This is a genomic window from Spongisporangium articulatum (genome assembly GCF_044465595.1).
GTDB lineage: Bacteria > Actinomycetota > Actinomycetes > Actinomycetales > Kineosporiaceae > Spongisporangium > Spongisporangium articulatum.
In genome coordinates this window covers 680,431-704,583 of record NZ_JBITLV010000001.1, presented here as the reverse complement: position 1 = coordinate 704,583, position 24,153 = coordinate 680,431, and the positions used below count along the sequence as shown (strand labels likewise).

General features: G+C 71.4%; 23 protein-coding genes and 2 pseudogenes. 17 read left to right on the top strand and 8 right to left on the bottom strand.

All coding sequences use genetic code 11. The features are described from left to right. From ACIB24_RS03335 to ACIB24_RS03325, 3 genes are read right to left on the bottom strand one after another with little or no spacing between them, the layout of a single operon-like run. Complete coding sequence (locus ACIB24_RS03335) at nucleotides 1–1,113, bottom strand: pilus assembly protein TadG-related protein (protein ID WP_398275124.1); 1,113 nt, start codon at nucleotides 1,111–1,113, stop codon at nucleotides 1–3. Continuing rightward, complete coding sequence (locus tag ACIB24_RS03330; protein WP_398276728.1) at nucleotides 1,101–1,529, bottom strand: TadE/TadG family type IV pilus assembly protein; 429 nt, start codon at nucleotides 1,527–1,529, stop codon at nucleotides 1,101–1,103. The genes ACIB24_RS03335 and ACIB24_RS03330 overlap by 13 nt, the downstream gene beginning before the upstream one ends. Before the next feature lie 47 nt (nucleotides 1,530–1,576). Further along, the gene (locus ACIB24_RS03325; RefSeq protein WP_398275121.1) at nucleotides 1,577–1,747 is read right to left on the bottom strand and encodes a Flp family type IVb pilin; all 171 of its coding nucleotides are present in this window, start codon (nucleotides 1,745–1,747) and stop codon (nucleotides 1,577–1,579) included. 546 nt (nucleotides 1,748–2,293) lie between these two features. Here ACIB24_RS03325 and ACIB24_RS03320 point away from each other — a divergent pair. The 5 genes from ACIB24_RS03320 (at nucleotide 2,294) to ACIB24_RS03300 (ending at nucleotide 6,664) form a co-directional block, all read left to right on the top strand. Next, nucleotides 2,294–3,556, top strand: a complete 1,263-nt coding sequence (locus tag ACIB24_RS03320; RefSeq protein WP_398275118.1) for a DUF445 domain-containing protein — start codon at nucleotides 2,294–2,296, stop codon at nucleotides 3,554–3,556. A 102-nt stretch (nucleotides 3,557–3,658) separates the two neighbouring features. Continuing rightward, the gene (locus ACIB24_RS03315) at nucleotides 3,659–4,339 is read left to right on the top strand and encodes a hypothetical protein (protein ID WP_398275116.1); all 681 of its coding nucleotides are present in this window, start codon (nucleotides 3,659–3,661) and stop codon (nucleotides 4,337–4,339) included. A gap of 54 nt (nucleotides 4,340–4,393) precedes the next feature. Next, on the top strand, nucleotides 4,394–5,032 hold the full coding sequence (locus ACIB24_RS03310; protein ID WP_398275113.1) for a dihydrofolate reductase family protein: 639 nt from the start codon (nucleotides 4,394–4,396) through the stop codon (nucleotides 5,030–5,032). Nucleotides 5,033–5,066: 34 nt separating this feature from the next. Then, the gene (locus tag ACIB24_RS03305; RefSeq protein WP_398275111.1) at nucleotides 5,067–5,441 is read left to right on the top strand and encodes a YciI family protein; all 375 of its coding nucleotides are present in this window, start codon (nucleotides 5,067–5,069) and stop codon (nucleotides 5,439–5,441) included. Continuing rightward, on the top strand, nucleotides 5,438–6,664 hold the full coding sequence (locus ACIB24_RS03300) for an RNA polymerase sigma factor (protein ID WP_398275108.1): 1,227 nt from the start codon (nucleotides 5,438–5,440) through the stop codon (nucleotides 6,662–6,664). The genes ACIB24_RS03305 and ACIB24_RS03300 overlap by 4 nt, the downstream gene beginning before the upstream one ends. Before the next feature lie 38 nt (nucleotides 6,665–6,702). Here ACIB24_RS03300 and ACIB24_RS03295 read toward each other — a convergent pair whose 3' ends face one another. After that, nucleotides 6,703–7,203: a GNAT family N-acetyltransferase gene (locus tag ACIB24_RS03295; RefSeq protein WP_398275105.1), complete on the bottom strand. Its 501-nt coding sequence runs from the start codon at nucleotides 7,201–7,203 to the stop codon at nucleotides 6,703–6,705. Beyond that, nucleotides 7,200–8,419, bottom strand: a pseudogene (locus tag ACIB24_RS03290) (AAA family ATPase). Before ACIB24_RS03290 ends, ACIB24_RS03295 begins: the two are co-directional and overlap by 4 nt. Nucleotides 8,420–8,584: 165 nt before the next feature. Between ACIB24_RS03290 and ACIB24_RS03285 the strand changes: the two are divergent. From ACIB24_RS03285 to ACIB24_RS03240, 10 genes and pseudogenes are all read left to right on the top strand, one after another. Next, complete coding sequence (locus ACIB24_RS03285) at nucleotides 8,585–10,126, top strand: ABC transporter substrate-binding protein (protein ID WP_398275102.1); 1,542 nt, start codon at nucleotides 8,585–8,587, stop codon at nucleotides 10,124–10,126. Then, nucleotides 10,126–11,070 (top strand): ABC transporter permease, encoded by a 945-nt coding sequence (locus tag ACIB24_RS03280; RefSeq protein ID WP_398275099.1) that lies wholly within the window; start codon nucleotides 10,126–10,128, stop codon nucleotides 11,068–11,070. The genes ACIB24_RS03285 and ACIB24_RS03280 overlap by 1 nt, the downstream gene beginning before the upstream one ends. Continuing rightward, nucleotides 11,067–11,984, top strand: coding sequence for an ABC transporter permease (locus tag ACIB24_RS03275; RefSeq protein ID WP_398275096.1), 918 nt, complete (start codon nucleotides 11,067–11,069; stop codon nucleotides 11,982–11,984). The genes ACIB24_RS03280 and ACIB24_RS03275 overlap by 4 nt, the downstream gene beginning before the upstream one ends. Further along, nucleotides 11,981–12,958 carry an ABC transporter ATP-binding protein gene (locus tag ACIB24_RS03270; protein ID WP_398275093.1) on the top strand — a complete coding sequence of 326 codons (978 nt, stop codon included), beginning with the start codon at nucleotides 11,981–11,983 and terminating at the stop codon, nucleotides 12,956–12,958. Before ACIB24_RS03275 ends, ACIB24_RS03270 begins: the two co-directional genes overlap by 4 nt. After that, nucleotides 12,951–13,799: pseudogene (locus ACIB24_RS03265) on the top strand (ABC transporter ATP-binding protein); the annotation flags it as partial. The gene ACIB24_RS03270 and the pseudogene ACIB24_RS03265, both read left to right, overlap by 8 nt. A gap of 109 nt (nucleotides 13,800–13,908) precedes the next feature. Further along, on the top strand, nucleotides 13,909–14,511 hold the full coding sequence (locus tag ACIB24_RS03260) for a DUF6318 family protein (RefSeq protein ID WP_398275090.1): 603 nt from the start codon (nucleotides 13,909–13,911) through the stop codon (nucleotides 14,509–14,511). Between the two features lie 500 nt (nucleotides 14,512–15,011). Beyond that, nucleotides 15,012–15,359 (top strand): hypothetical protein, encoded by a 348-nt coding sequence (locus tag ACIB24_RS03255; protein WP_398275088.1) that lies wholly within the window; start codon nucleotides 15,012–15,014, stop codon nucleotides 15,357–15,359. Nucleotides 15,360–15,513: 154 nt separating this feature from the next. Further along, on the top strand, nucleotides 15,514–15,750 hold the full coding sequence (locus ACIB24_RS03250; RefSeq protein WP_398275085.1) for a DUF3311 domain-containing protein: 237 nt from the start codon (nucleotides 15,514–15,516) through the stop codon (nucleotides 15,748–15,750). 1 nt (nucleotide 15,751) lies between these two features. After that, nucleotides 15,752–17,404 carry a monocarboxylate uptake permease MctP gene (gene mctP / locus ACIB24_RS03245; RefSeq protein ID WP_398275082.1) on the top strand — a complete coding sequence of 551 codons (1,653 nt, stop codon included), beginning with the start codon at nucleotides 15,752–15,754 and terminating at the stop codon, nucleotides 17,402–17,404. Nucleotides 17,405–17,471: 67 nt separating this feature from the next. Continuing rightward, nucleotides 17,472–18,239, top strand: a complete 768-nt coding sequence (locus ACIB24_RS03240; protein ID WP_398275079.1) for a UbiA family prenyltransferase — start codon at nucleotides 17,472–17,474, stop codon at nucleotides 18,237–18,239. Here the strand turns inward: ACIB24_RS03240 and ACIB24_RS03235 are convergent. Beyond that, nucleotides 18,229–18,543, bottom strand: a complete 315-nt coding sequence (locus ACIB24_RS03235; protein WP_398276725.1) for an NTP pyrophosphohydrolase — start codon at nucleotides 18,541–18,543, stop codon at nucleotides 18,229–18,231. The two genes, ACIB24_RS03240 and ACIB24_RS03235, sit on opposite strands and share 11 nt — an antisense overlap. A gap of 37 nt (nucleotides 18,544–18,580) precedes the next feature. Continuing rightward, nucleotides 18,581–20,911 carry a transketolase C-terminal domain-containing protein gene (locus tag ACIB24_RS03230; RefSeq protein WP_398275076.1) on the bottom strand — a complete coding sequence of 777 codons (2,331 nt, stop codon included), beginning with the start codon at nucleotides 20,909–20,911 and terminating at the stop codon, nucleotides 18,581–18,583. Nucleotides 20,912–21,149: 238 nt separating this feature from the next. Here ACIB24_RS03230 and ACIB24_RS03225 point away from each other — a divergent pair, with 238 nt between their 5' ends. Further along, a complete protein-coding gene (locus tag ACIB24_RS03225) occupies nucleotides 21,150–21,641 on the top strand; it encodes an SSI family serine proteinase inhibitor (protein ID WP_398275073.1) in 492 nt (163 codons plus the stop codon). On the opposite strand, the gene ACIB24_RS03220 is transcribed toward ACIB24_RS03225, so the two are convergent. Further along, nucleotides 21,580–22,263, bottom strand: a complete 684-nt coding sequence (locus tag ACIB24_RS03220) for a copper resistance protein CopC (RefSeq protein ID WP_398275070.1) — start codon at nucleotides 22,261–22,263, stop codon at nucleotides 21,580–21,582. The genes ACIB24_RS03225 and ACIB24_RS03220 overlap by 62 nt on opposite strands. Nucleotides 22,264–22,379: 116 nt before the next feature. Here ACIB24_RS03220 and ACIB24_RS03215 point away from each other — a divergent pair, with 116 nt between their 5' ends. After that, nucleotides 22,380–24,131: a hypothetical protein gene (locus ACIB24_RS03215; RefSeq protein ID WP_398275067.1), complete on the top strand. Its 1,752-nt coding sequence runs from the start codon at nucleotides 22,380–22,382 to the stop codon at nucleotides 24,129–24,131. Nucleotides 24,132–24,153 lie beyond the last annotated feature (22 nt).

Here is a 24,153-nt window from a genome sequence, read left to right as displayed (position 1 = left end):
TCAGCCGGTCAGGGCGACGACCCGCGAGCCGAAGTCGGTGCCGTTGCCCAGCGCCCCGCCGCCGGGGACCAGCGCCTGGGTGAACCAGCCGTAGACGCACTTGTCGGAGCCGCGGCAGAGGTTCCCGCCGACGGGCGAGGCGACCTTGTTCGGGTGCGCGCCGGGCAGGTAGTAGCCGCTGAGGTGGAAGGCTGCGAAGCCCGCGATCCGGTAGGTGCCCCCGCTGCCCGACCCCCAGGCGGCCTCGTAGATCGGGAGGTGGATGACGGTGCCCACCGCCCCGGCCACCGCGTCCCCGGCGCAGCCCGACGCGCTCACGCCCGGGTCGGCGGCCACGTTCCCGCCGTTGGTGACCGCGGCCCGGCACGCGGAGTTCGCCGCGAGCCAGCCGAAGCCGCCGGGCAGGTCGGCGAAGGCGCCGCCGACGCTCGCACAGCCGGTCCGGTCGGTCGTGCTGTGCAGCTTGAGCGCCACCTCCTGCAGGGGGGTGGCGTTCAGGCCGTCGGCGACGAAGGTCGTCCCGTTGGCGGTGGCCAGGAGCCACTCGCATTCGGAGATGGTCAACGGCAGGACGTCGTCCAGACCCGCGGGGACGCCCCAGGCGGCGATCGCGCAGGCCCGGACGGCCGTGCCCGATCCGGCGCGGCCGGTCAGGGCCCGGACGAAGGCCGCCGGCAGCAGAGTGCTCCCGCCCGCGGTGAGTGTCCCGGTCCGCACCCGCGCGTAGCCGCGCACCCCCGAAGGCGATGCCGGGCAGGTGGCGAGCGCCGGGTCACCCGTCCCGGTGCACGGGGCAAGTGTCGCGCGCCCGCTGCCGCACACCCCGAGCACGGAGGTGCGGCCGTCGGCCGCGTTGGCGTCGGCGAGGCTCTTCGCGCGGCCCGCGCTCGACGTGTCGCACGTGGCGCGCGTGGCGCAGTCGGCGGCGACCGCGAGCGCGGCCGCGTCGGCACCGTTCTGCACCTGGCGCCGCTCGGCGTACACCTGCCCGAGGTCGACGGTGACGGCCCCGAGGCCGAACAGCAGGCCGGTGGAGACGAGGACGGCGACGAGCGCGGCGACGGCCCCCGAGTCGCCGGCCCGGGTCGCCGGGCGAGGGTTCAGCCGCCGCATCGCATGACCCCCCGCCCGGTGAGGGTGACGGTGCCCGGGAACGAGCCGCCGAGCAGCCGGGCGACCCGGCCGATCGGCGTGATCGGGACGTAGACGGACGTCACCGTGACGGTGGCGTTCGTGCCGGTGGCGTTCGCCGGGCAGCTGATCACCGACGTGGTGGGCGCCGACCGCAGCGAGGTCGTGGCGGCGGCCACCCGGCTGGTCACGTCGGTCCCGCCCAGCGCGGCGGAGCGGACGCCCTCGCGCGCGGCGGCGCTCAGGGCGATCTGGGTGTTGAGCATCATCCCGAGGTCGATGAACCCGCACACGACGAGCAGCAGCAGCGGCGTCACCAGGGCCATCTCGACCGCGGCGGCGCCCCGGTCACGGGACCGGGGCGCCGGGCGGGCAACGCGGCGGAAGCGGGTGCGGATGGTCTTCTCCTCGACGCCGGGACGTGGGTCTGAGCCTCAGACAGGCCTTAGATGGCACCGGCGGCGTTGTTGAAGATGGCGAGCAGGTTCTGCCCGAGGAGGGTCACGCCGGCGATGATGATCACGGCGATCAGGGCGACCATCAGGCCGTACTCGACGGCGGTGGCGCCGCGGTCGACGGGCATGGTCCGGCGGAACTTGGTGATACGAGCGAGCATTCGGGCCCTCCATGGGTTCGGTCGGTGGCGCCGTCCGTCAGCGCCGCTCAGCAGGTAAACCCGTGGGCCGGATACCTGTCCACGCGTCCGTCCGGGGTGAGGCCCGGCCACCGTGCGTGAGCGGCAAACCGGACGTACGGGCCCGCACCGGGCACCTGTCCGGACCACCCGACGCCCACCCGGGTGAGGGCGGCCAAGATCTCTCTCCGGGTCGCGGGCGCGGGCACCCGGACGGCGCAGCGGGGAGCCGTTGCGGCCCGGTGGGCCACCCGTAGGCGACGGGCGGGCGGATGGGTTGGGCCGCCGCGATCCACCCGACCGGACGCACCTCTCACCGTGGGTAACGACCCGCCGTCGCGACAGCCCGGCATTCCGGTGACCTGACCGCCCCCCGGACTGACCCGATCCGGGTTCCCCCGCTCGGCGCAAGGCGGGCCGTGAAACCTCCCCGGAGACACCCGTGCGGCGCAGATCACGTATCCCGACGACGGTCTCGTGGTCCCGTCCGGCGCGCCGGGCGGGCGGGGAGACGGCAGTATTCGGGGAATGGCAGACCCGATCTCCGGGCCGCCCGGGCCCGCCGATGCACTGCGACTGACCCGGCTCCGCCGGATGAAGGCGTTGGCGACCGGCCTGCTCCTGCTCGCGGCCGTCGTCTACCTGCTCACGCTCGACACCGACGGCGTGCTGGGGTTCGTGAACGCCGGCTCCGAGGCGGCGATGGTCGGCGCCCTCGCCGACTGGTTCGCCGTGACGGCCCTGTTCCGGCATCCGCTGGGGCTGCCGATCCCGCACACGGCGCTGATCCGGACCCGGAAGGACTCGATCGGCGCCGAACTCGAGGAGTTCGTGACCCAGAACTTCCTCGCCGAGCCGGTCGTGCGGGACAAGCTGGCGCGCGCCCAGGTCAGCCGGCGCGTGGGGGTGTGGCTGTCCGACCCCGACCACGCGGCGCGGGTCGCGGCCGAGGCGGCGGTGGCCGGTCAGGCCGTGCTGAACCGGGTGCGCGACGACGACGTCGTGTTCCTGATGGAGAACGTGCTGTTCCCGCGGGCCGCCGCGCTGCCGACGGCGTCGATCGCGGGCTCCCTGCTCGACGGGCTGCTGGACGACGGCACGCACCAGGAGCTGCTCGACGTGGGGCTTGAGCAGCTGGCCGGGTGGCTGGAGAACAACAGCGACCGGGTGATCGAGCTGGTCACCGACCAGGCCCCGATCTGGTCGCCGCAGTGGCTCGACCGGCGGGTGGGGCGGCGGATCTACCGGGAGATCGTCGACTGGGTGTTCGAGATCCGCTCCGACCCGCGGCACCGGGCCCGGGCCGCGCTGGACGACCTGCTGCGCCGCTTCGCCCAGGCCCTGCAGGAGGACGAGGCGGTCCGCGCCCAGGTCGTGTCGCTCACCGAGCGGTTGCTGGCCAACCCCGAGCTGCGGGAGGCGACGCTGGCCATCTGGGGCACCGTGCGCCGGTTGCTGCTGGAGGCGGTCGAGGACCCGACCGGCGAGCTGCGCAAGCGGGTCGAGGCGGGACTGGTGGAGTTCGGGGACCGGCTCGCGGAACCGGGCAGCGAGCTGGCGGCCCGGCTCGACGAGTTCGGACAGGACGCCGCCGGGTACGTCGTGCGCGGGTTCGCCGGCGAGATCGCGACCGTCATCTCCGACACCGTGGCCCGCTGGGACGCCGAGGACGCCTCGCGCCGGATCGAGCTGTACGTGGGTCGTGACCTGCAGTTCATCCGGATCAACGGGACGGTCGTCGGGGCGGCGGCCGGCGTGCTCATCCACACCGCGACGGTGCTCATCACCTGACCGGTCCCCCGACCGCTAGGACCAAAGGTCCATATCGGGCCGCGAGGTCGGGCCCGCTCGTACGACGCGCCGACCACGCCGCCGTACCTAGCGTCGGCGGACGTGCCGCCCTACGTCATCACCGCGCTGACCCACCCGGAGCCCGACCTCCTCGCCGAGGTGCGGGACCTGCGGGCCCGCGCGTACGCCGTCCACCGGCCCGAGGTCGCCCCGCGCATGCTGGAACCCGACGAGATCGACGAGCGGCCCGGGACCGTCGTCCTCGTGGCCCGGGCCGAGGACGGTCGGGCGGTCGGCACGATCCGGCACACGGCCCGCACCGACGGACCGCTGCCCCTGGAGGCGGAACCGGACCTGCGGCTGCCGGCCGGGTTCCTGACCGGGCTGTGGTTCGAGACGGCCCGCTACTGCGTCCGCCCCGACTTCGCCCCGGAGGGGGTGGCCCCGGTCGGGTTGATGCTGGTCAAGGCCTCGTACCTGACCCTGGCGGCGCTCGGGGCGGCGGGCACGCTGGTCGCCTCGCGCGGCGCCATGGCCGCCCGGTTCACCGACTTCGGCTTCGTCGAACCGGTCCCGGGCGCGGTCATCCGGCTGTCCCAGCTGGGCGGGCTGGAGCACCGGGTGTTCGCGCTGCGGATGGGCGTGGACGACGACGCGGTCACCGCCGCGGGCCACCCGTTCGCCCGGTTCGTGCGCGAGGTCGACAGTCCCGAGATCGACCTGACGGGGTTGCGGGAGAAATTCTTCGCAGAAACCTCGGTACCCGTGTCGCATCCGGGCTGACCCGTTCGTGGAGGGGTGTCAGGCAAGGCACCGACTCCCCGAAGGAGCACTGCGATGGAACTCGCGGTCCACCTCTTCCTCAGCCTGGACGGCGTCTACACGTCGCCCGGCGCCCCCGACGAGACGCCCGGCCGGTACTTCGAGAAGGGCGGCTGGGTCATCCCGTTCGGCGACGACGAGTTCGGCGCGATCGTCGACGGCTGGTTCGCCGCGACCGACGCCCTCCTGCTCGGGCGGGTGACCTACGAGATCTTCGCCGGGTTCTGGCCGCAGGTCACCGACCCGGACAACGCCGTGGCCGCCCGGCTCAACGGCGCCCGCAAGTACGTGGCGTCCCGCACGCTGACCGCGCCCGAGTGGGCGAACACCACCGTGCTGGACGGCGATGCGCTGGCCGGGGTGCGCCGGCTGCGGGAGGCGCCGGGCGGCGAACTGCAGGTGCACGGCTCGGGTGCCCTGGCCCGGTCGCTGCACGTAGCCGGGCTGGTCGACGTCTACCGGCTGATCATCGCCCCGGTCGTACTCGGCTCGGGTGAGCGGCTGTTCGAGCCCGGCTGCCCGCCGTCCGGTTTCGAGGTGGTCACGCAGCGGACCACGAGCCAGGGGCTCACGTACCTGGAGCTGCGGCCGGCGCACCTGCGGCAGGCTGTGCCCACGATCGAGGACGGCCGCGAGGTCGTCCACGCGCTCTGAAGTCCTTGTACACAACGTTCGAAGGAGAAGTGAGATGCCCCAGTACCTGTTCGGCGTGATGCACGGTGACGAGATCAGCTGGCCGGAAGGCGTGACCTTCCAGCAGGTGATGGACGACGTGGACGCCTTCAACAAGCGGATCACCGACGAGAAGCGCTGGGTGTTCGGTGGCGGGCTCATGCCGCTGTCCGCCTCGACCGTCGTCTCGAACGAGAACCCCGGCGGGCCCGTGATCACCGACGGCCCGTACATCGAGACCAAGGAGTACATGGGCGGCTTCTGGATCCTCGAGGCCGCCGACCTGGACGACGCCCTCAAGCTGGCCGCCGACGCCTCCGCCGCCTGCCACGGGCCGATCGAGGTCCGGCCGCTGCAGGCCGAGCCGCCGGCCGACCCTGCCCAGGCGTGAGTTCGAGCGACGGGACGGTGCGCCCCGACTTCGAGTCCGTGTTCCGGGCCGAGTACGGGCGCACCGTCGCGGCGCTCATCCGGCGCTTCGGGTTCGAGGTGGCCGAGGACGCGGTGGGGGAGGCTCTGGTGGTCGCACTCGAGCGGTGGCCCGTCGAGGGGGTGCCGCCCAATCCGGGCGGTTGGCTGACGACGACCGCGCACCGCAAGGCGCTCGACCGGCTGCGCCGCTCGGAGGTCGGGTCACGCAAGGAGTCCGAGGCGTCCTACCTGGGGTCGTTGCCGGTGGAGCCGCTGCCCGACGACGGGGTCGTCGAGGACGACCGGCTGCGGCTGGTCTTCACCTGCTGCCACCCGGCGCTGGCGCTCGAAGCGCGGGTCGCACTGACCCTGCGGCTGGTCGGGGGGCTGACGGTGCAGGAGATCGCCCGGGCCTTCCTGGTCCCGGAACGGACCCTGGCGCAACGGATCACGCGGGCCAAGAAGAAGATCGCCGACGCGCACATCCCCTACCGGGTGCCGTCGGCCGAGGACCTGCCGGGGCGGCTGGCCGGTGTCCTGCACGTGCTGTACCTGGTCTTCAACGAGGGCTACCTGGCGACGGCGGGGTCCGACGTCCGGGACGAGCTGGCCCTGGAGGCCGTGCGGCTGACCCGGGTGCTGCACTCGTTGGTGCCTGCCGAGCCGGAGGTGACCGGGTTGCTGGCGCTGCAGCTGCTGACGCTGGCCCGACGTCCGGCGCGGGTCGTCGACGGTGCGTTGGTGCCGCTCGACGCGCAGGACCGGTCGCGGTGGGACGCCGCGCTGATCGCGGAGGGGCACGCGCTGGTCCGGTCGTGCCTCGAGATCGGGCAGCCCGGGCCGTTCCAGATCCAGGCCGCCGTGGCCGCCGTCCACACGGACGCCGCGACGTTCGCGGACACCGACTGGTCGCAGATCGTCGCGCTCTACGACCAGCTGCTGGTCGTGGCGCCGTCGCCGGTGGTCGCGCTGAACCGGGCCGTGGCCGTCGGTGAGCTGGACGGGCCGGTGGTGGCGCTGAGACTGGTCGACTCGCTCGAGTTGACCGACTACGCGGACTGGCACGCGACCCGCGGTGAGCTGCTGCGCCGGCTCGGGCGGGCGTCGGAGGCCGCTTCCGCACTGGAGCGCGCCGCGGAACTCACCGCGAACGAGGCACAGGGCACCTTCCTGGCCCGCCGCCTGGCCGCGCTGCCCGAGTAGTGCTCAGGATTCGACACATTCATGTCGGATTCCGAGCGTTACTCGGCGACGAGACGCTTCACGTAGCGGCGCGTGGGCACGTCGACCGGGCCGTCCGGGCCGGGCGCCCGGTGCACGTACCCACCGCCGTCGGACCAACCCTGCTTCTCGTAGAACCGGCGGGCCCGCGCGTTGCCGGGGGCGACCGCCAGCCAGGCGTCGGTGTGACCGGCGGCCGCGATGCGTCGCTCGCCCTCGGCCAGCAGCGCGGCCGCGATGCCCGCGCCCCGGTAGTCGCCGGCCACGTAGACCTGGTCGATCTCGTCGTCGATCACCGCCACGAAACCGGCCACCGTGCCGTCGATCTCGGCCACCGTCAGGTCGGTCGTGTCGCGGATGCGTTCCACCAGCCGGTCGGTGAACGAGGACGACGGGCGGGCCCGGGTGAGCTCGTCGGGCACGTTACCGTCGTGCGCGTCGTGCCAGCCGGTCTCCCACAGGGCGGCGAGCGCCGGGACGTCGTCGGGGCGCGCCGCCCGCAGGACCGGCCGGGCGTTCACTCGGGCGCCTGACGACGCAGGTAGCGGCCGAAATGCGGCACGGTGAAGGCGATCCGGCCGCGCTCGCCGCTGTAGATCAGACCCTTTTTGATCAGGTTGTCCCGGGCCGGGGACAGCGACTGCGGCTTGCGCTTCAGCTGCTCGGCGATCGCGGACGTCGGCACTCCCCCGTCGTCCAGCGCGTCGTCGGCCAGCAGGTCGGCCATCGCCCGCAGGTACTCGCGCTCGGCCGGGGTCGCGCGCTCGTACCGGGACCCGAAGAACCCGACCGACAGCTCCGTCTCGGCCTCCGGCGCGGCCACGCGCACGTCGTCCACGGTGATCGGCGAGGCGGGCGCGACGTCCCACGCCACCTTGCCGTACGCCTGGATGAAGTACGGGTAGCCGGCGGTGGCCTCGTACATCGCGGCCAGCGCCTCCTCGGTGAAGTCGGCGCCCTCGTCGAGGGCCGGCGTGCGCAGCGCCCGGTCGGCCCCCTCCCGGTCCAGCCGGTCGATCCGTAGGTAGCGGACAGTCTCTCCGAGTATGACTTCGACGCCGACAAGACCGCCGGCAGGTGTGGCAGACCGGCCCCCACGACGACCAGCGGCAGGCCCTGCTGGCTGAGCTCGTGGCACGCGGCGCACAGCGCGGACACGTCGTCCGGCATCAGGTCCTGCATCTCGTCGATGTAGACCGCGACCCCGCGCCCGGCCGCCCCGGCCAGCCCGGCGACGTCCGTGAGCAGTTCCACCAGGTCGATCTCGATGTCCCCCGAGTCCGCCCGCCCCGGCACGGCCGCCACCTCGATGCCCGGCTGCCAGCGGTCGCGCAATTGGGGCGCCTTCGCGCCCCGGGCGCCGACCTCGACCGGGACCTTCAGCGCGAACGACTTCAGGACGCCGAGCACGTGCGCGACCTCGTCGGGGTGCGGCGCCGCGAGCTCGCGCACCGCCTGGTGCAGGGCCGCGGCCAGCGGCCGGCGCAGGGGCGTGTCGGGCCGGGCCTCCAGCTTGCCCGTCCCCCACCGGCGCCGGACGGCGGCGCTGCGCAGCGCGTTGAGCAGCACGGTCTTGCCGACGCCGCGCAGGCCGGTGAGCACGAGGCTGCGCTCGGGGCGGCCCCGGCTGACCCGCTCGAGGACGACGTCGAAGCCGTCCAGCTCGCCGTCGCGACCGGCCAGTTCGGGCGGGCGCTGCCCGGCGCCCGGGGCGTAGGGGTTCCGGATCGGATCCACGGATCGCACTGTATCCGGGTCTCTAGGGTTGAACCTAGAAAGCTGTAGAGGTCGGTATCGGCGTGTCGAAGTGTCCAGATCATGCCCGTATCGGTCGCTCGAGTGGCCGATCCGGCCCGCCTGGTTAGCGTGCCTGGGGTTCCAGCGATCTCGGAGGGGAAGCCGATGCGAAGGACCACCAGCAGGACGACGACCGCCTGGCTCGCGCTGGGCACCGCGGCGACCCTCGTGGTCGCCGGGTGCAGCGCCGGGTCCGGAGTGAACACCGGCGGCGGTTCCGGTACGGGTGCGGGCACGCTGAACGCGGCCATCGCCGGGGAACCCGACCAGCTCGACCCGCACAAGACGACGTCGTACATGTCGTTCGAGGTCCTCGAGAACGTCTACGACACCCTGGTCGAACCCGACGAGAACCTGGAGATGCAGCCGGCACTGGCGGAGAGCTGGACGACGTCGCCGGACAAGCTCAAGTGGACGTTCAAGCTCCGCAAGGACGTCACGTTCCACAACGGTGACGCCTTCACCGCCGACGACGTGGTCTACAGCTACGACCGGATCATCGACGACAAACTGCAGACCGCGTACAAGTTCGACTCGGTCAAGGACGTCAAGAAGGTCGACGACTACACCGTCGACATCGACCTGAAGACCGAGACCCCCAACCTGCTGGCCAATCTCGGCTCCTTCAAGGGCATGGCCATCGTCGACAAGGCCAACGTCGAGGACAAGAAGATCGGCTCGGCTCCCGTCGGCACCGGGCCGTTCTCGTTCGAGTCGTGGCAGCGCGGGCAGTCGATCTCGCTGAAGGCCAACCCCAAGTACTGGGGCGGCGCGCCCAAGCTGGGCGGGGTGAAGTTCACGTTCGTCAAGGAGCCGAGCACCGCCCTGGCCAACCTGCGCGGCGGCCAGGTCCAGTGGACCGACAACCTCCCGCCGGCCCAGGTGACGGCGCTGACGAAGAGCAGCAACCCGGTCGTGAAGAGCGTGCCCAGCAACGACTACTGGTACTTCGCGCTGAACGAGAAGAAGAAGCCGTTCAACGACGTGCGGGTGCGGCAGGCGTTCGCGTGGGGCATCGACCGCAACGCCATCACGGAGGCCGCGAAGTACGGTGCGGCGCAGCCGAACCAGACGGCGATCCCGAAGACCAGCTCCTGGTACTACGACTACGCGCCCTACTCGTACGACCCGGCCAAGGCCAAGGCGCTGCTCGACCAGGCCGGCGTGAAGAACCTGTCGGTCGACTTCATGGTGACCAGTGAGTACCCGGAGTCGGTGACCATCGCACAGGTGATGAAGGACCAGCTGTCGAAGGCCGGTATCGATCTGAAGATCCGGACCGAGGACTTCAACACCTGGCTGGCCGACGAGGGCTCGGGCAAGTACGACGGTTTCGCGCTGTCGTGGCTCGGGAACATCGACCCGGACGAGTTCTACTACTCGCAGCACCACACCGGCGGCAGCTACAACTTCCAGAAGTTCAGCAACAAGGACGTCGACGCCGCGCTCGACAAGGGTCACACCACGAGCGACCAGGCGGCCCGCAAGGCGGCCTACGACCAGGCGGCCAAGCTGATCGTCGACCAGGCCAGCTACATCTACCTGTACAACCCGAACGTGGTGCAGGGGTACAGCTCGAAGCTGCAGGGGTACACGGTCCGCGGCGACCGGGCGGTCCGGTTCCGGGACGCCTCCCTGAGCAGCTGATGGTCCGGTACGTGGCCCGCCGCGCCGGGCAGGCCGTCGTCGTCCTGCTCGGCGTGAGCGTCATCGTGTTCACGCTGATCCATCTGGTCCCCGGCGACCCGGTGCGCTCGGCCATGGGCACCCGGTTCGACCAGGCGACGTACGACGCGCTGCGGTCGCGGGCGGGGCTCGACGAACCCCTGGTGCAGCAGTACTTCACGTACCTGGGGCACGCGCTGACGGGCGACCTCGGCGTGAGCTTCCGCAGCGGCGAGCCGGTGACGTCGCTCCTGCTGCAACGACTCCCGGCCACGGCCTCGCTGGCGATCACGGCGCTGCTCATCGCCCTGCTGATCGCGCTGCCACTCGGCGTGCTGGCCGGGATGCGGGCCGGCTCGGCGTGGGACTACGGGGCGACCGGGGTCTCGCAGGTCGGGGTGTCGGTGCCGGACTTCTGGACGGGCATCCTGCTCATCCTGGTGTTCGCCTCGACGTTCGGGCTGCTGCCGCCCTCGGGGTACGAGCCGCTGTTCGGCGACCCCCTCGGCTGGGCCTCGCACGTCGTCCTGCCGGCCCTGGCCGTCGGGGTGGTGTCGGGGGCGATCCTGACCCGGTTCGTGCGCGGGGCGGTGCTGGAGTCGCTGCGCCGCGACTACACCCGCACGGCCCGCAGCAAGGGCCTGCGCGAGTCCACCATCGTGCGGCGGCACGTGCTGCGCGGGGCGCTCGTGCCGATCGTGACGGTCACCGGCCTGCAACTGGCCGGGCTGCTCGGCGGGGTGATCGTGATCGAGATCGTCTTCGCCTGGCCCGGTCTCGGGCAACTGACCATCGAGTCGGTGCAGAACCGGGACTACCCGATGGTGCAGGGCGCGGTGCTGCTCCTGGCCGCGATCTTCCTCGTCGTGAATCTGCTGGTCGACCTGCTGTACGCGGTCCTGGACCCGAGGATCCGGTACTCATGACCGAGCCCACGCAGCCGCAGACGCCGCCCGACGTCGTCCCGCACGAGTCGCAGACGCGGGCCGCGCTGCGCGCGCTGGTGGCGCACAAGTTCGCGCTGGTCTGTCTCGTCGTCCTCGGACTGGTACTGCTGGCGGCCCTTCTCGGCCGGTGGCTGGTGCCCTACGACGTGGACGCGACCGACATCCCGGGGCGGTTGCAGGGGCCCAGTCCGTCGCACCTGTTCGGCACGGACGAGCTGGGCCGGGACGTGTTCAGCCGGGTGATCGCCGCGTCCGGGGTGTCGTTGCGGGTCGGGGTGATCGCGGTCGGCATCTCGCTCGTGTTCGGGGTCGCGCTCGGGTTGCTGGCCGGGTTCTACGGGCGGTTCGTGGACGACGCCGTGATGCGGGTCATGGACATGCTGTTCGCCTTCCCCGCCGTGCTTCTCGCGATGGCCATCCTCGCGGTGCTCGGGCCGGGCGTGACGAACGCGATGATCGCGATCGGCATCGTGTACCTGCCGATCTTCGCCCGGGTCACGCGCGCCGGGGTGCTCGCCGTCCGCGAGGAGGTCTACGTGACGGCGGCCCGCTCGATCGGCGCGGGTGACCTGCGGATCATGGCCACGCACGTGCTGCCGAACGTGACGGGGCCGATCATCGTGCAGACGTCGTTGTCGCTGGCCTTCGCGATCCTGTCGGAGGCCGCCCTGTCGTTCCTGGGCCTCGGGGTCCAGCCCCCGGCGCCCAGCTGGGGCCGGATGCTCTACGACGGAAGGGATTTCGTTGAGCAGGCCTGGTGGATGGGCTTCTTCCCCGGCCTGGCGATCTTCCTGACGGTGCTGTCCTTCAACATCGTCGGCGACGCGCTGCGGGACGCGCTCGACCCCGCCCAGCGCAGCGCCATCGAGGCCCGGCAGGTGGGAGACCGATGAGCGAGCCGTTGCTGGACGTCCGGGCGCTGAACGTGTCGTTCCCGACCCGGCACGGGGTGGCGCGCGTCGTCCTGGACCTCGACCTGACCGTCGAACGCGGCGAGACCCTGGCCGTGGTGGGCGAATCCGGGTCCGGCAAGAGCGTCACCATGCTCGCCGTGGCGGGGCTGCTGCCGTCGCCGCCCGCGCGGATCACCGGCGAGGCCTGGTTCGACGGCGTGCAGTTGATCGGGGCGTCGGACGACGAGCTCCGCTCGGTGCGGGGCGCGCGGATCGGGATGGTGTTCCAGGACCCGATGACGTCGCTCAACCCGTACCTGCGGGTGGGCCGGCAGGTGACCGAGGGCCTCGTCGAACACCAGGGCCTGTCGAAACGCGAGGCGGCCGACCGGGCCGTGGAACTGCTCGACCTGGTGGGCATTCCGGAGCCTGCGCGGCGCGCCCGTGACTACCCGCACGAGTTCTCCGGCGGCATGCGGCAGCGGGTCATGATCGCGACCGCGCTGGCCTGCGACCCCGACCTGCTCATCGCCGACGAGGCCACCACGGCGCTCGACGTGACCACGCAGGCGCAGATCGTCGACCTGGTGGCGTCGCTGCAGGACCGGCTCGGGATGGCGGTCATCTGGATCTCGCACGACCTCGGCGTCGTCGCCCGGATCGCCGACCGGGTCGCCGTGATGTACGCCGGTCAGGTCGTCGAACAGGCGCCCGTGGACGAGCTCTTCGCCCACCCCCGGCACCCGTACACGCTGGGGCTGCTGCAGTCGCTGCCGGTCGTCGAGACCGCCGGTGCGGACCTGCCGACCATCGAGGGCCTGCCCCCCGACCCGCGCCACCGCCCACCCGGTTGCGCCTTCCATCCGCGCTGCCCCTACCGGCTCGACGCCCGCTGCGCGACCGAGGTGCCGCCGTTGCGTGAGGTCGCGGCCGGGCACTGGTCACGGAGCTTCTACGAGGTGCCCGATGCCTGAGATCCATGACGCCGAGACGCTGCTGGCGGTCGACCGGCTCAAGGTGTGGTTCCCCCAGCGCGGCAGGCTCTTGGGGCGGTCGCCCGACTACACCCGGGCCGTGGACGACGTCAGCCTGGCCGTCCGCCGCGGGTCCACCCTGGGGGTGGTCGGGGAGTCCGGTTCGGGGAAGTCGACCACGGGGCTCGCGATCATGCGGCTGCTGCAGGGTTCGGGCGCCTTGATCGAGGGTGACGTGACGTTCGACGGGCAGCGGGTCTTCGGCCTGCGCGGGGCGGACCTTCGGGCGTACCGCCGCCAGGTCGCCATGGTCTTCCAGGACCCGCTGGCCTCGCTCGACCCCCGGCACACGGTCGGCTGGTCGGCCGCCGAACCGCTCAGAGTGCACGGTCTGCACCCGGGTGCGGGGCGTCGTCCTCGTGTTTCGGAGCTCTTCGGGTTGGTCGGGCTCGCGCCCGACATGATGGACCGTTACCCGCACGAGCTGTCCGGCGGGCAGCGGCAGCGGGTGGGGATCGCCCGGGCGCTGGCCGTGGAACCCGAGCTGCTGGTGCTCGACGAGCCCATCGCCTCGCTCGACGTGTCGGTGCAGGCCCAGGTCATGAACCTGCTGCGCCGGCTGCAACGCGAGCTCGGTCTGACCTACGTCTTCATCGCCCACGACCTCGCCGCCGTGCGTCACGTGTCGGACGACGTCGCCGTGATGTACCGCGGCCGAGTCGTGGAGTCGGGCTCGGCGGCCTCGGTCTATTCGGACCCGCAGCACGACTACACGAAGGCTCTGCTGTCGGCCGTGCCCGTGCCCGACCCTCCCCGGGAGCGTGCCCGGGAGCGGATCGTCTACTCGCCCGGCTGAGCTTTGCACTGAACGCCCATTGGCGTTCGCGGGTTTTCCACAGATCGCATTCCGGGGTGTTACCCGCCAGTCGGGGCTGGCTAGGCTTTGTGCGGTGAACGGGGATCACTCTGAGGCGGCGGTTCCGCGGAACCGATACATCGCGGCAGCCGTGACGCTGGCCGTAGTCTTTACGCTGAGTGCCTGCACCGGTGACTCGGGTTCCACCGTGCCGACGACAAATGTCCCGGTGACGACGAGCCCGACACCGACGGTCCCCGTGCCGACCGCACCCGTTCAGGAGGCGACCCCCGAAAGCGCGATCGAGTTCGTGAAGTACTTCTGGGCGCTCTACAACTACGCCTACAGCACGCTGGACACGAACCCCATCGAGGCCGCCTCCGATTCCAAGTGTCGATTCTGTTCCGGCGTCGTTGACGACGTGAATGATTGGGCGACAAGCAAGACCCAGGTTTCCGGGTTCGAGGTCAGCATCAAGAGCATCGTGTCACCTCATGCCGATGTCCAGTCTCAGGCCGTTGTTCTGGTGATTGTGAAACAGGAACCGGGGCGGCTAACCGACACGTCCGGTGAGGTCACTAAGCAGGCAGGCTGGAAGGAGTTGAGCACGACCCTTCTGTTGCTTCGAGACGAATCGGGGTGGCGCGTCCGCGCCGTCGAAGCAGATACGAAGTCAGGCAAACCATGGGATGCCTGAGAAGGGTCTGCTCGCTGGCTGCCGCCTCGCTCCTGGTCTTCGGGTTCGTAGGCCCTGCTCGGGCGGCCACAGAACCACATCAACCCGGGGCCATCGACGGTGCCTTCAACGAAGACGTCGCCTCACTGGTAGGCGAGACACGGGAAACAAGCTCGCATTCATCGACCGGTCGCACCAAGAAGACAAGATGGCAGATCAAGTACCAGATCATTTGCTCCCGCGAAGGGAACAGGAACAACCTCCCTTTCGGGGTCGAGTACCCACAGGGAGATGCCTGCAAAGCAGCATCGATGATCTGCGACGGTGAGCAAGCTGCCTGGGTGATGAGGGCCGCAACATCTGGTGAGGCTAAGGGCGATTGGTTTCCCAGCGGTGAGGTTGCTTGTCTTCGGGGCGGCAATCGGATCCCTGTACTCACGCAGAAACAGTTCCGAGAGCTCCCCATTCCGGCCGCGAAGCTTCTCATCCAGCCCGACCCGGACACCGCCGGCCCGACGCTGGTGAACATCGCGACGAACCTGTACACGGTGCGCAAGGTCCAGATCCTGAACACGACCGTCCTCGGGCAGGCGGTGCAGGTTCGCGCGACTCCGTCGACGTACACCTGGACGTACGGGGACGGCGAGCGGCTGACCACGACAAACACCGGTGGCGCCTACCCGGACCTGTCGCTGGGGCACACCTACCAGCAGCCGGGGAAGTACGCGGTGGGCCTGGCGACCACGTTCACGGGTGAGTACTCGGTGGCCGGCGGTCCGTGGCAACCGGTCGACGGGACGGCCACCGTGAACAGCCCGCAGCGCGACCTGACGGTCCTCCAGGCCCGGAGCCAGCTGACCAGCCAGTAGAGATCGGGTGGATTCGTGCAGGTCAGGGCCTGCGCAGATCCACCCGTTCTCTGAGCGGTGCCAATTGGCGTTCAGAGCAAAGCTCCCAACAGGCGAAGGGGCGAGAGCCGACCTACCCTGCCGCTGACCGTCCCACGGGCGAGAGGTGACACCGATGTCCCTGAACGACGAAACGCGTGCTCGCGATGTTCGACCCGACCACAGCGAGCACAGCCCCTGGAACTATCTTCTGGCCATTCCGATCGTGCTCCCCCTGCTCACCCCCCTGTTCAACCGGAAAGAGCCGATCTTCCTGGGCTTTCCGGCCTTCTACTGGCTCCAGCTGGCCTTCGTCCTCGTCGGCGTCGCCACCACCGTCACCGTCTACCGGATGACGAAGCGGGGTGACTGACATGGGTGACCACGCGGTCGAGCTGACCATCGTCATCGTCCTGTTCCTGCTGGTCTCGGGGATGGGCTTCGCGGCGGCCCGGTGGCGACGCGCCGAGAGCCTCGCCCACCTCGACGAATGGGGGCTCGGCGGGCGCAATTTCGGCACCTGGATCACCTGGTTCCTGCTCGGCGGCGACCTCTACACGGCCTACACGTTCGTGGCCGTGCCGGCGCTCGTGTTCGCGAGCGGCGCCATCGGGTTCTACGCCGTCCCGTACACGATCCTGATCTACCCGATGGGCTTCCTCGTCCTCACCAGGCTCTGGTCGGTCAGCTACGTGCACGGCTTCGTCACGCCGGCCGACTTCGTCCGCGGGCGGTTCGGCTCCCCGACCCTGGCCCTGCTGATCGCCCTGACCGGCATCGTCGCGACCATGCCGTACATCGCCCTCCAGCTGGTCGGCATCGAGGCCGTCCTGAAGGCGATGGGCGTGACCGGACACCTGCCGATCGTCGTGGCGTTCCTCGTCCTCGCGCTCTACACCTACAGCTCCGGGCTGCGAGCCCCGGCGCTGATCGCGTTCGTCAAGGACACCCTGATCTACATCGTGATCATCGTCGCGGTGATCGTCATCCCGTACAAGCTCGGCGGCTGGGACGTCGTCTTCGGGTCCGCCGAGAAGGCGCTCTCCGCAACGAATCCGAACACGGGTGCCCCCAAGGGAAGCCTGCTGCTGAACGCGAACAACCAGCTGCAGTACATCACCCTGGCGCTCGGTTCCGCCCTCGCGTTGTTCCTCTACCCGCACTCGCTCACCAGCGTCCTGGCGGCGAAGAACCGGAACACGATCAAGCGCAACATGTCCGCACTGCCGGCCTACTCGTTCCTGCTCGGCCTGATCGCCCTGCTCGGCTACATGGCGCTGGCCGCGAGCCAGGAGTTCGGGGTCAAGCCGATCGTGACCGACGGCAAGGCCGACCCCAACACGATCGTGCCGGTGCTGTTCGACAAGCTGTTCCCCGACTGGTTCGCGGGCGTCGCGTTCGCGGCCGTGGCCATCGGCGCGCTGGTGCCCGCGGCCATCATGTCGATCGCGGCGGCGAACCTGTTCTCCCGCAACATCTACAAGGAGTACCTCAACCGGGACGCGACACCTGCGCAGGAGGCTCAGGTCAGCAAGCTCGCCTCGCTGGTGGTGAAGGTCGGCGCCCTGGGCGTGATCATCTTCATCAACCCGCAGTTCGCCATCGACCTACAACTGATCGGCGGCGTCCTCATCCTGCAGACGCTGCCCACGGTCGCCCTCGGCCTCTACACCCGGTGGCTGCACGCCTGGGCTCTCGTGGGCGGGCTCGTCGCGGGGCTGGCCGTCGGGCTCGTGATGCTCTACCAGATTCCCAACCCCAACAACGGGAAGCTGCATTTCGGCGGCTCGGCCTACAAGTTGTCGGAGCTGGGCATCGACTCCGACAAGCAGATCTACGTAGGCTTCGTCGCCGTGCTGGTCAACATCGTCGTGGCGGTGCTGCTCACCGCCCTGTTCCGGGCCCTGAACGCGCCCGAGCTGGACGACGTCACGCAGGCAGGCGACTACGTGGCCGACCGCTCCCCGGACTCGGCGCCCCCGGCCGCCACCACCGCCGGCGCGGGGATCGCCGGACCGGAGGCCTGAACTGGGCGCCGGCCTGCGGGCGGCCCGCGGGCTGGCGCTCAGCTGCCACCCCCTGCCGTGCCTGGCGGTGACGGCGTTCGCGACCGCGTGCGCCGTCGCCCTGGGTGCGGACCTACCCCTGTCGGTCGGCGTGGCCGCCGCCGCCCTGACCGGGCAGCTCGCCGTCGGGTGGAGCAACGACGCCCTGGACGCCGGGCGTGACACCTCGGCGGGCCGTCCGGACAAGCCGATCGCTCGGGGCGAGGTCGGCGTGCGGGCCGTCTGGACGGCGGGCGCGGCGGCCCTCGTGCTCTGCGTGCCGCTCTCGCTGAGGCTGGGGCTGCTCGCCGGAGCGTTGCACCTGGTCGCTGTGGGCGTCGCGTTGGCCTACAACCTGAGCCTGAAATTCGTTGCGGCGAGCCCCGTCCCGTTCGCGCTGGCCTTCGGACTGCTGCCGGTCGTCACCTACCGGGTCGTCGACGACGCCTGGCCGCCGGGGCTGCTGGTGCTGGGTGCGGTCCTGCTCGGGGCGGCCGCGCACTTCGGCAACACGATCGGCGACACGGAGGCCGACCGGGCGACCGGCGTCCGCGGACTGCCGCAACGGTTGGGCCCGCGAGCGTCGGTGCTGAGCATGGCCGGACTGCTGGGGGCGGCCGGGGCGGTGCTGCTGGCGCAGGTGGTGCACTCCGGGGAGTTCTCGACCCGGGTGTGGGCCGGGAGCGCATTGTTGACGGCCGGTGTCGCGCTGGCCGCTACGGTGCCCCTGATCGTGGCCACCCGGGAGGCGAGCGCGTGGCGCCTGACGCTGGCCTCGGTGGCGCTCGTCGTCCTGGGGTTCCTGCTCACGGTGTGAGCTGGTCGAGGAGCCAGCGCGGGCCCTCGGCCACGACGCCGGAGGGCAACCGGGCGCGCAGGCCGCGGTCGGCGGTGACCACGACCACGTCCGCGCCGGGCGCCCACTCCTCGGCGACCCGGACGATCTCGTCGTCACCGGAACCCGCGGCCGCCCGGACCGTCACCCCCTCGACGCCGGCCGCCGACCGGGCCTGGCCCTCCACGACCGCCACCACCGCGTAGGGCAGCGACGGCAGCCGGGCGATCAACCGCTCGGCCGCCCCCCGCCGGTCCCGCCACCAGCCGTCGGGCACCGAACCCATCACGTTGGCGACGTCCACGACGAGGACGGTCACAGGCTCAGCCCGACACCAGGGCCTGGGCGGTGGCCAGCACCTCGTCGGGCGAGACGGTCACCAGCGACGCGGCCCGCCCGTACGGCAGGATGGTGTCGCGGGCCGTGACCCGGGCCAGCCGGCCGTCGAACCCGGCCTCCAGCACACCGGTCACCAGCGCCTCGGAAACCCCACCCGTGCGGCGGGTCTCGTCGACGATCAACAGGCGACCCGTGGCGTCGGCCTCGCGCACGACGTCGTCCACGGGCAGCGGCGACAGCCAGCGCAGGTCGACCACCCGGCAGCTCACCCCGGCCTGCTCCAGCTGCGCGGCGACCCGCATGACCAACTGCAGCCCGGTGCCGAACGAGCACAACGTCAGGTCGGTCCCGTCGCCCCACGTCGCGGCCCGGCCGATCGGCGCGTGCTGCGAGCCCCAGCGGTCCGGCTCGGGGTAGGGCGCCGTCCACGCGCCGTCACCCTGCCGCAGCATGTCGCGTTCGTGGTACAGCGCAACGGGTTCCAGCAGCACCGAGACCATGCCGTCGGCATCGGCGGCCGCGACGACCGTGCGCACCAGACCGGGTACCTCCGAGGGGTGCGCCGGGCAGGCGACCACCAGACCCGGCACGTCGCGCAGGATCCCGAGCCCGACCTCGCCACCGAACTCGTGCGACAGGCCGGGCACGCGCAGCACCATCGGGTTGCGGAACGCTCCGCTGGAGTGGAAGGACAGGCCCATCGCCTCGGCCCGCACCTGCTCCTGCGCGGCGTGCAGGTGGGCCAGCGACGACACCTCCACGATCGGCAGCAGCCCGCTCACCGCGGCCCCGAGAGCCAGCCCCAGGATGGAGTTCTCGTCGGGCACCGTGTCCGTCACCCGGGCCGGGCCGAGCACCGCGTGCATCCCGGCCGTCACCCCGTACCGGCCGCCGCGGCGGCCGATGTCGGTGCCGAGCATGACGATCCCGGGCAACGCCGCGGCGGCGTCGAGCAGCGACCGGTTGAGGGCCTGGGCCAACGTCAGCGGCCCCTCGGTCTCGGGCAGCCCGTCCGGGAAGACCCGGGACCGGGCGGCCGGGGCCGGCACACGGGCCGCGACCATCGCCACGGCCGCCGGTCGGTGCGGGGCCAGCGGCACCATCACCTGCGAGCCGGTCTCCAGCGTCGGCCGGCGCACGGCCTCGTGGAAGGTCAGCTCCACCCGGTCGCGCGCCTGCAGGAACCCCTCGGCGACGTCGTCGACGCTCAAGGTGCCGGTGTGCACCAGGGCCCGCATGGTGGCCACCAGCGGGTCACGACGCAGGTCGGAGGCGATCCGCTCCGGGCGCCGGTACGCCATCTCGGTGTCGGTGCTGTCCTGGCCGCCGATCCGCACGCAGCTCAGGTGCAGCAGGACGGGACGCCGGTGCGTGCGGGTGAGAGCGACCGCCCGGCGCGCGGTCTCGAGCAGCTCGAGCGGGTCGCCGTCCGAGCGGGCGTGCAGGTACCGCAGACCCTCGCGGGCGTCGAACAGCTCGCGGATCCAGCCCGGCGGGGTGGGTAACGACCCGCCGAACCCGTTGTCCTCGCAGACCAGCAGCAGCGGGATGGCCACGCCCTGCCGGGCCGCCCAGCAGGCCGAGTTGATCGCGCCGAGCGCGTTGGAGTGCTGCGCGCCACCGTCACCGAACGAAACGATCGAGATGGCGTCGTCCGGCCAGCGCAGCGGCTCGCTGGCCCGCTCCCGCGAGCGGGACTGGCGGCCCAGCGCCCACGCGATGCCGAGCCCGCGCGGCAGGTGCGCGGCCGTCGTCGACGTCTGCGGCAGGATCGCCAGGTCCGGGTGCCCGAAGGCCGGGTAGCGCCCTCCGGCCAGCGGCTGGTCGGCGGACCCGGCCAACGCCTCGGCCAGCTCGAAGACGCCGTCCATGCTTCCGGTCTGGGCCGAACGGGCCAGGTAGAAGGCGCCCGACCGGGCGTGCAGCAGGGCGGGGTCGTCGGCGCGCGAGGCCATCGCGACGACGGCGTTCCCCTCGTGCCCGGCGCCCGAGGGCAGCGCGGGCAGCAACCGGGCCGCGGCCAGCCGGCGGGCGAGCACGTCGAGCCAGCGGCTGGTGGCCTGGGCCTCGAACAGGGTCAGCAGGTCGTCGCGCACGGCGTCGGACGTCGGCTCCAGCGCGTGCCCGCGGGCCGGCTGCGGCGCGGCGAGCGTCTCGAGCGCGTCACCGAGGTGGGCGACCAGCTCGGCACCGGGCCCCGCCTCGCCGGTGCCGACCGCGCCGAGGTCGACCTCTTTGAGCGTGATGTCGCCGGGGGCGGCACCGATCAGCCGCATCATGCCGGTGGATGCGGCCGCCCCGGCTGTCGGGTCCACCGCACCTCCCTGAGGCTCTCTCTGGACGCCCCTCGACGCCGGTCCTGACCCGGCCATCTTGTCAGGTCAGTGGACACATCCGTGATCCAGCAACATCTGCATCACGCGGTGTCGGCACCGCAGTACGCAGCGCAGAGGGATTCATCCGGACGGGTCAACGCGAAACGGATGCGAGGGGAACCGGACGGGGCCCGGCGGCGTCCCACCCGTGGCAGGCTCGACGACGGGAGGGACACACATGACCGGACGACGCCCAGCACGTCCCGTGCGCATGCTCGGCCTGCGGGCGGGGCTGGCGGCGGGGCTGGCGCTCGCCCTGACCGCCTGCGGCGGCACGGGCAGCGACGTGGACGTGACGGCGAGCCCGGGCGCGAGTGCCGGGGCGATGACGGCGTCCGCGGACCTGACGATCATCGTCACAGGGTCGGGTCAGAAGGCGAAGACCTGGCATCTGACCTGCATGGACGACGGCATGTCCGGCGGTGACCACCCCGACCCCGCCGCGGCCTGCGCCGCGCTGGCGAGGTCGGCGGCCACGGCGCTGCCTCCCGTGGGGAAGGACAGGATGTGCACCGAGCTCTACGGCGGCGACGACGAGGCCACCATCACGGGCACCTGGCGGGGCCGGGCGGTGAAGGCGGAACTGAACCGCCGCAACGGGTGCGAGATCAGTCGCTGGGAGGCCCTGGTCGGTCTTCTCCCGAAGGCCTCCGGCGCGGGAGTGCGATAGCCGCCACGGCGGCCAGGAGCCCGGCGCCCACGATCGTCGCACCCACGACGAACCACGTGCTGGACACCCCGTCGCCGCCCGCGTCCGTGCCGTCGGTGGCCACCGGACGGGCGACCGCGGGGGTCGCCGTCGGCGACCCCGACGCCGACGGTGAGGCGGACGTCGTCGGAGAACCCTCGGTGGCCGAGCGAGCAGTGAAGCTGAACGTGCCCTCGATGGGGTGACCGTCGTTCGAGGTGACCCGGTAGGTGACCGTGTAGCGGCCCGCGGGCCGCTCGGCCTGCAGCTCCTGGGCGACGGCCGCGCCCGCGAGCTTCGCCCGGCCCGCCTCGACCCGACCCGCGGGGCCGCTGACCCGCACGGCCAGGCCCAGGTCGGAGACGGGTTCGGAGAACTGCAGGACGACGGTCGCCGGGGCCTGCTCCGGTGTCGCGTTCTTCGCCGGGGAGCTGCCGATCAGCTCGGTGTGCGCCTGGGCGCCGACGGCCAGCGGCCCCGCGAGCAGGGCCCCGGCCAGCACGACGACGGCGGTGGCCGGACGGCTCCTTCGGGCGGCGCGCATGGCGACGACGGTACCCGGCCGGTGGTCGCCCCGCCGTTCCCAGGCGTCACTCGAGGTCATACCAGGGTATGGAATTCCCCCGAAGCCCTGCCATTTCCCGTGAATTGCCCATACGTTTCCGCTATTCGCGGGGGCGGTTGGAAGCCTCTGCCGAAATTGGAGGGGGCACCACCGTCATGGGACGACGAACCACCAGCGCGTTCATGGCCGGCACCATGGCCGCCGGAGCGCTCGGCTTCGCGGCACTGGCACCGTCCGCACAGGCCGCGGTCTCCGCGCCGATCGACTGCCCGACCGCGCTGCCCACGGCCCAGGCCGTGGACGGCTTGACCGGGACCGGCTTCACGGTCACCAACGGGACCAAGCCGACGCCGTTCACCGTCACCGTGATCGGCAAGCTCACCGACGCCATCGGCCCCGGCATCGACATGATCGTCGTCGAGGCGCACTCGACGGTCATCGACAAGGCCGGCATCTGGGCCGGCATCTCCGGCTCACCGGTCTACACGTCCGACGGCAAGCTGCTCGGCTCGATGTCCTACGGCTTCTCGGGCTCGGGCACGATCGGCGGGCTCACGCCGGGCGCCGACATCCTGAAGGTGTCGGACGCCGCGACGAAGACGGCCGCCTCGGTCGCCGCCACCTCGGCGCTGCAGAAGAAGCTGGTCGCCAGCGGCGAGGTGAGCAAGGCGGCCGCCGCGGGCTCGAACTTCACGCCGCTCGCGCCGTCCATGTCCATCTCCGGCCCCGGGCCGAAGAACACCAAGCTCCTCAAGAAGCTGAGCAAGAAACTCGGGACGCCGATCCGGGTCAACGGTGACACCGCCACGGGGGCGCTCGAGCCGGCCTCGACGATCTCGGCGGGCAGCAACTTCGCGACCGCCCTGTCGTACGGCTTCATCACCTTCGGCGGCCTGGGCACCACGACCACCGTCTGCAACGGCAAGGCCGTCGCGTTCGGCCACCCGTTCCTGCACACCTCGAAGCCGCAGGCCTCGGCCCACAACGCGAGCGCGGTGTACATCCAGGACGACCCGGTGTTCGGCTCGTTCAAGCAGGGCAACTTCGGCGGCGTCGTCGGCACGCTCGACAAGGACTCGCTGACCGGCATCCGGGCCCAGCTCGGCAAGGCGCCCGGGACGTACTCGATCACGTCGTCCCTGTCCGTGGACGGCGCGGCCCCCGTGACCCGCACCACGACCGGCGTCGACCAGACCACCCACGCGTTCGACGTCTACACCTACGCCGGTCTGATCGCCGACGCGCACCTGGAGTCGGCGATCACCGACGCCACCGACTCCGAGTGGGGCGGCAGCGCCGACCTGACGTTCACCGTCAAGGGCACCCGGGCCGGCGGCGCACCGTTCACCGTGTCGCTGCGCGACCACTACAGCTCGATGGACTGGCTGTCGGCCTACGCCGGCCCGGCCCTGGAGAACCTGGTCGACTCCCTGCTCAGCAACAAGTACGAGAAGGTCACGATCAGCTCGATCGACGTGACCGGCAGCCTGAGCGACGAGTACAAGCAGTGGAGCGTCGACAGCGTTAAGGTGTGGAAGGGCGGCGCCTGGTCGTCCAGCAAGAACGTCAGCGTCAGCGCCGGTAAGACCGTCAAGTTCCGGGCGGCCCTCTCGCCGTACCAGAGCGACAAGGTCACCTACTGGGAGTTCGCGCTGAAGGCGCCCAAGGGTTCCTCCGGTTCGTTCGGGACGGCGAGCATCCTGACCGCGGACAACTACCCGTACCCCTCGCCCAAGGGCACCAAGGCGCAGAAGTTCGACACCTTGCTGAAGCAGCTGTCGCAGCCGTACAACGACTCCCTGATCGGGCTGCTCGACGTCGAGGGCTTCACCCCGGTGGCCAACGGCAAGCGGGCGACCGCTCCGATCGAGAGCTACGAGAAGGACTACAACATCACCGTGAAGTGATGGAGTAGCGCCGCACCGCGCG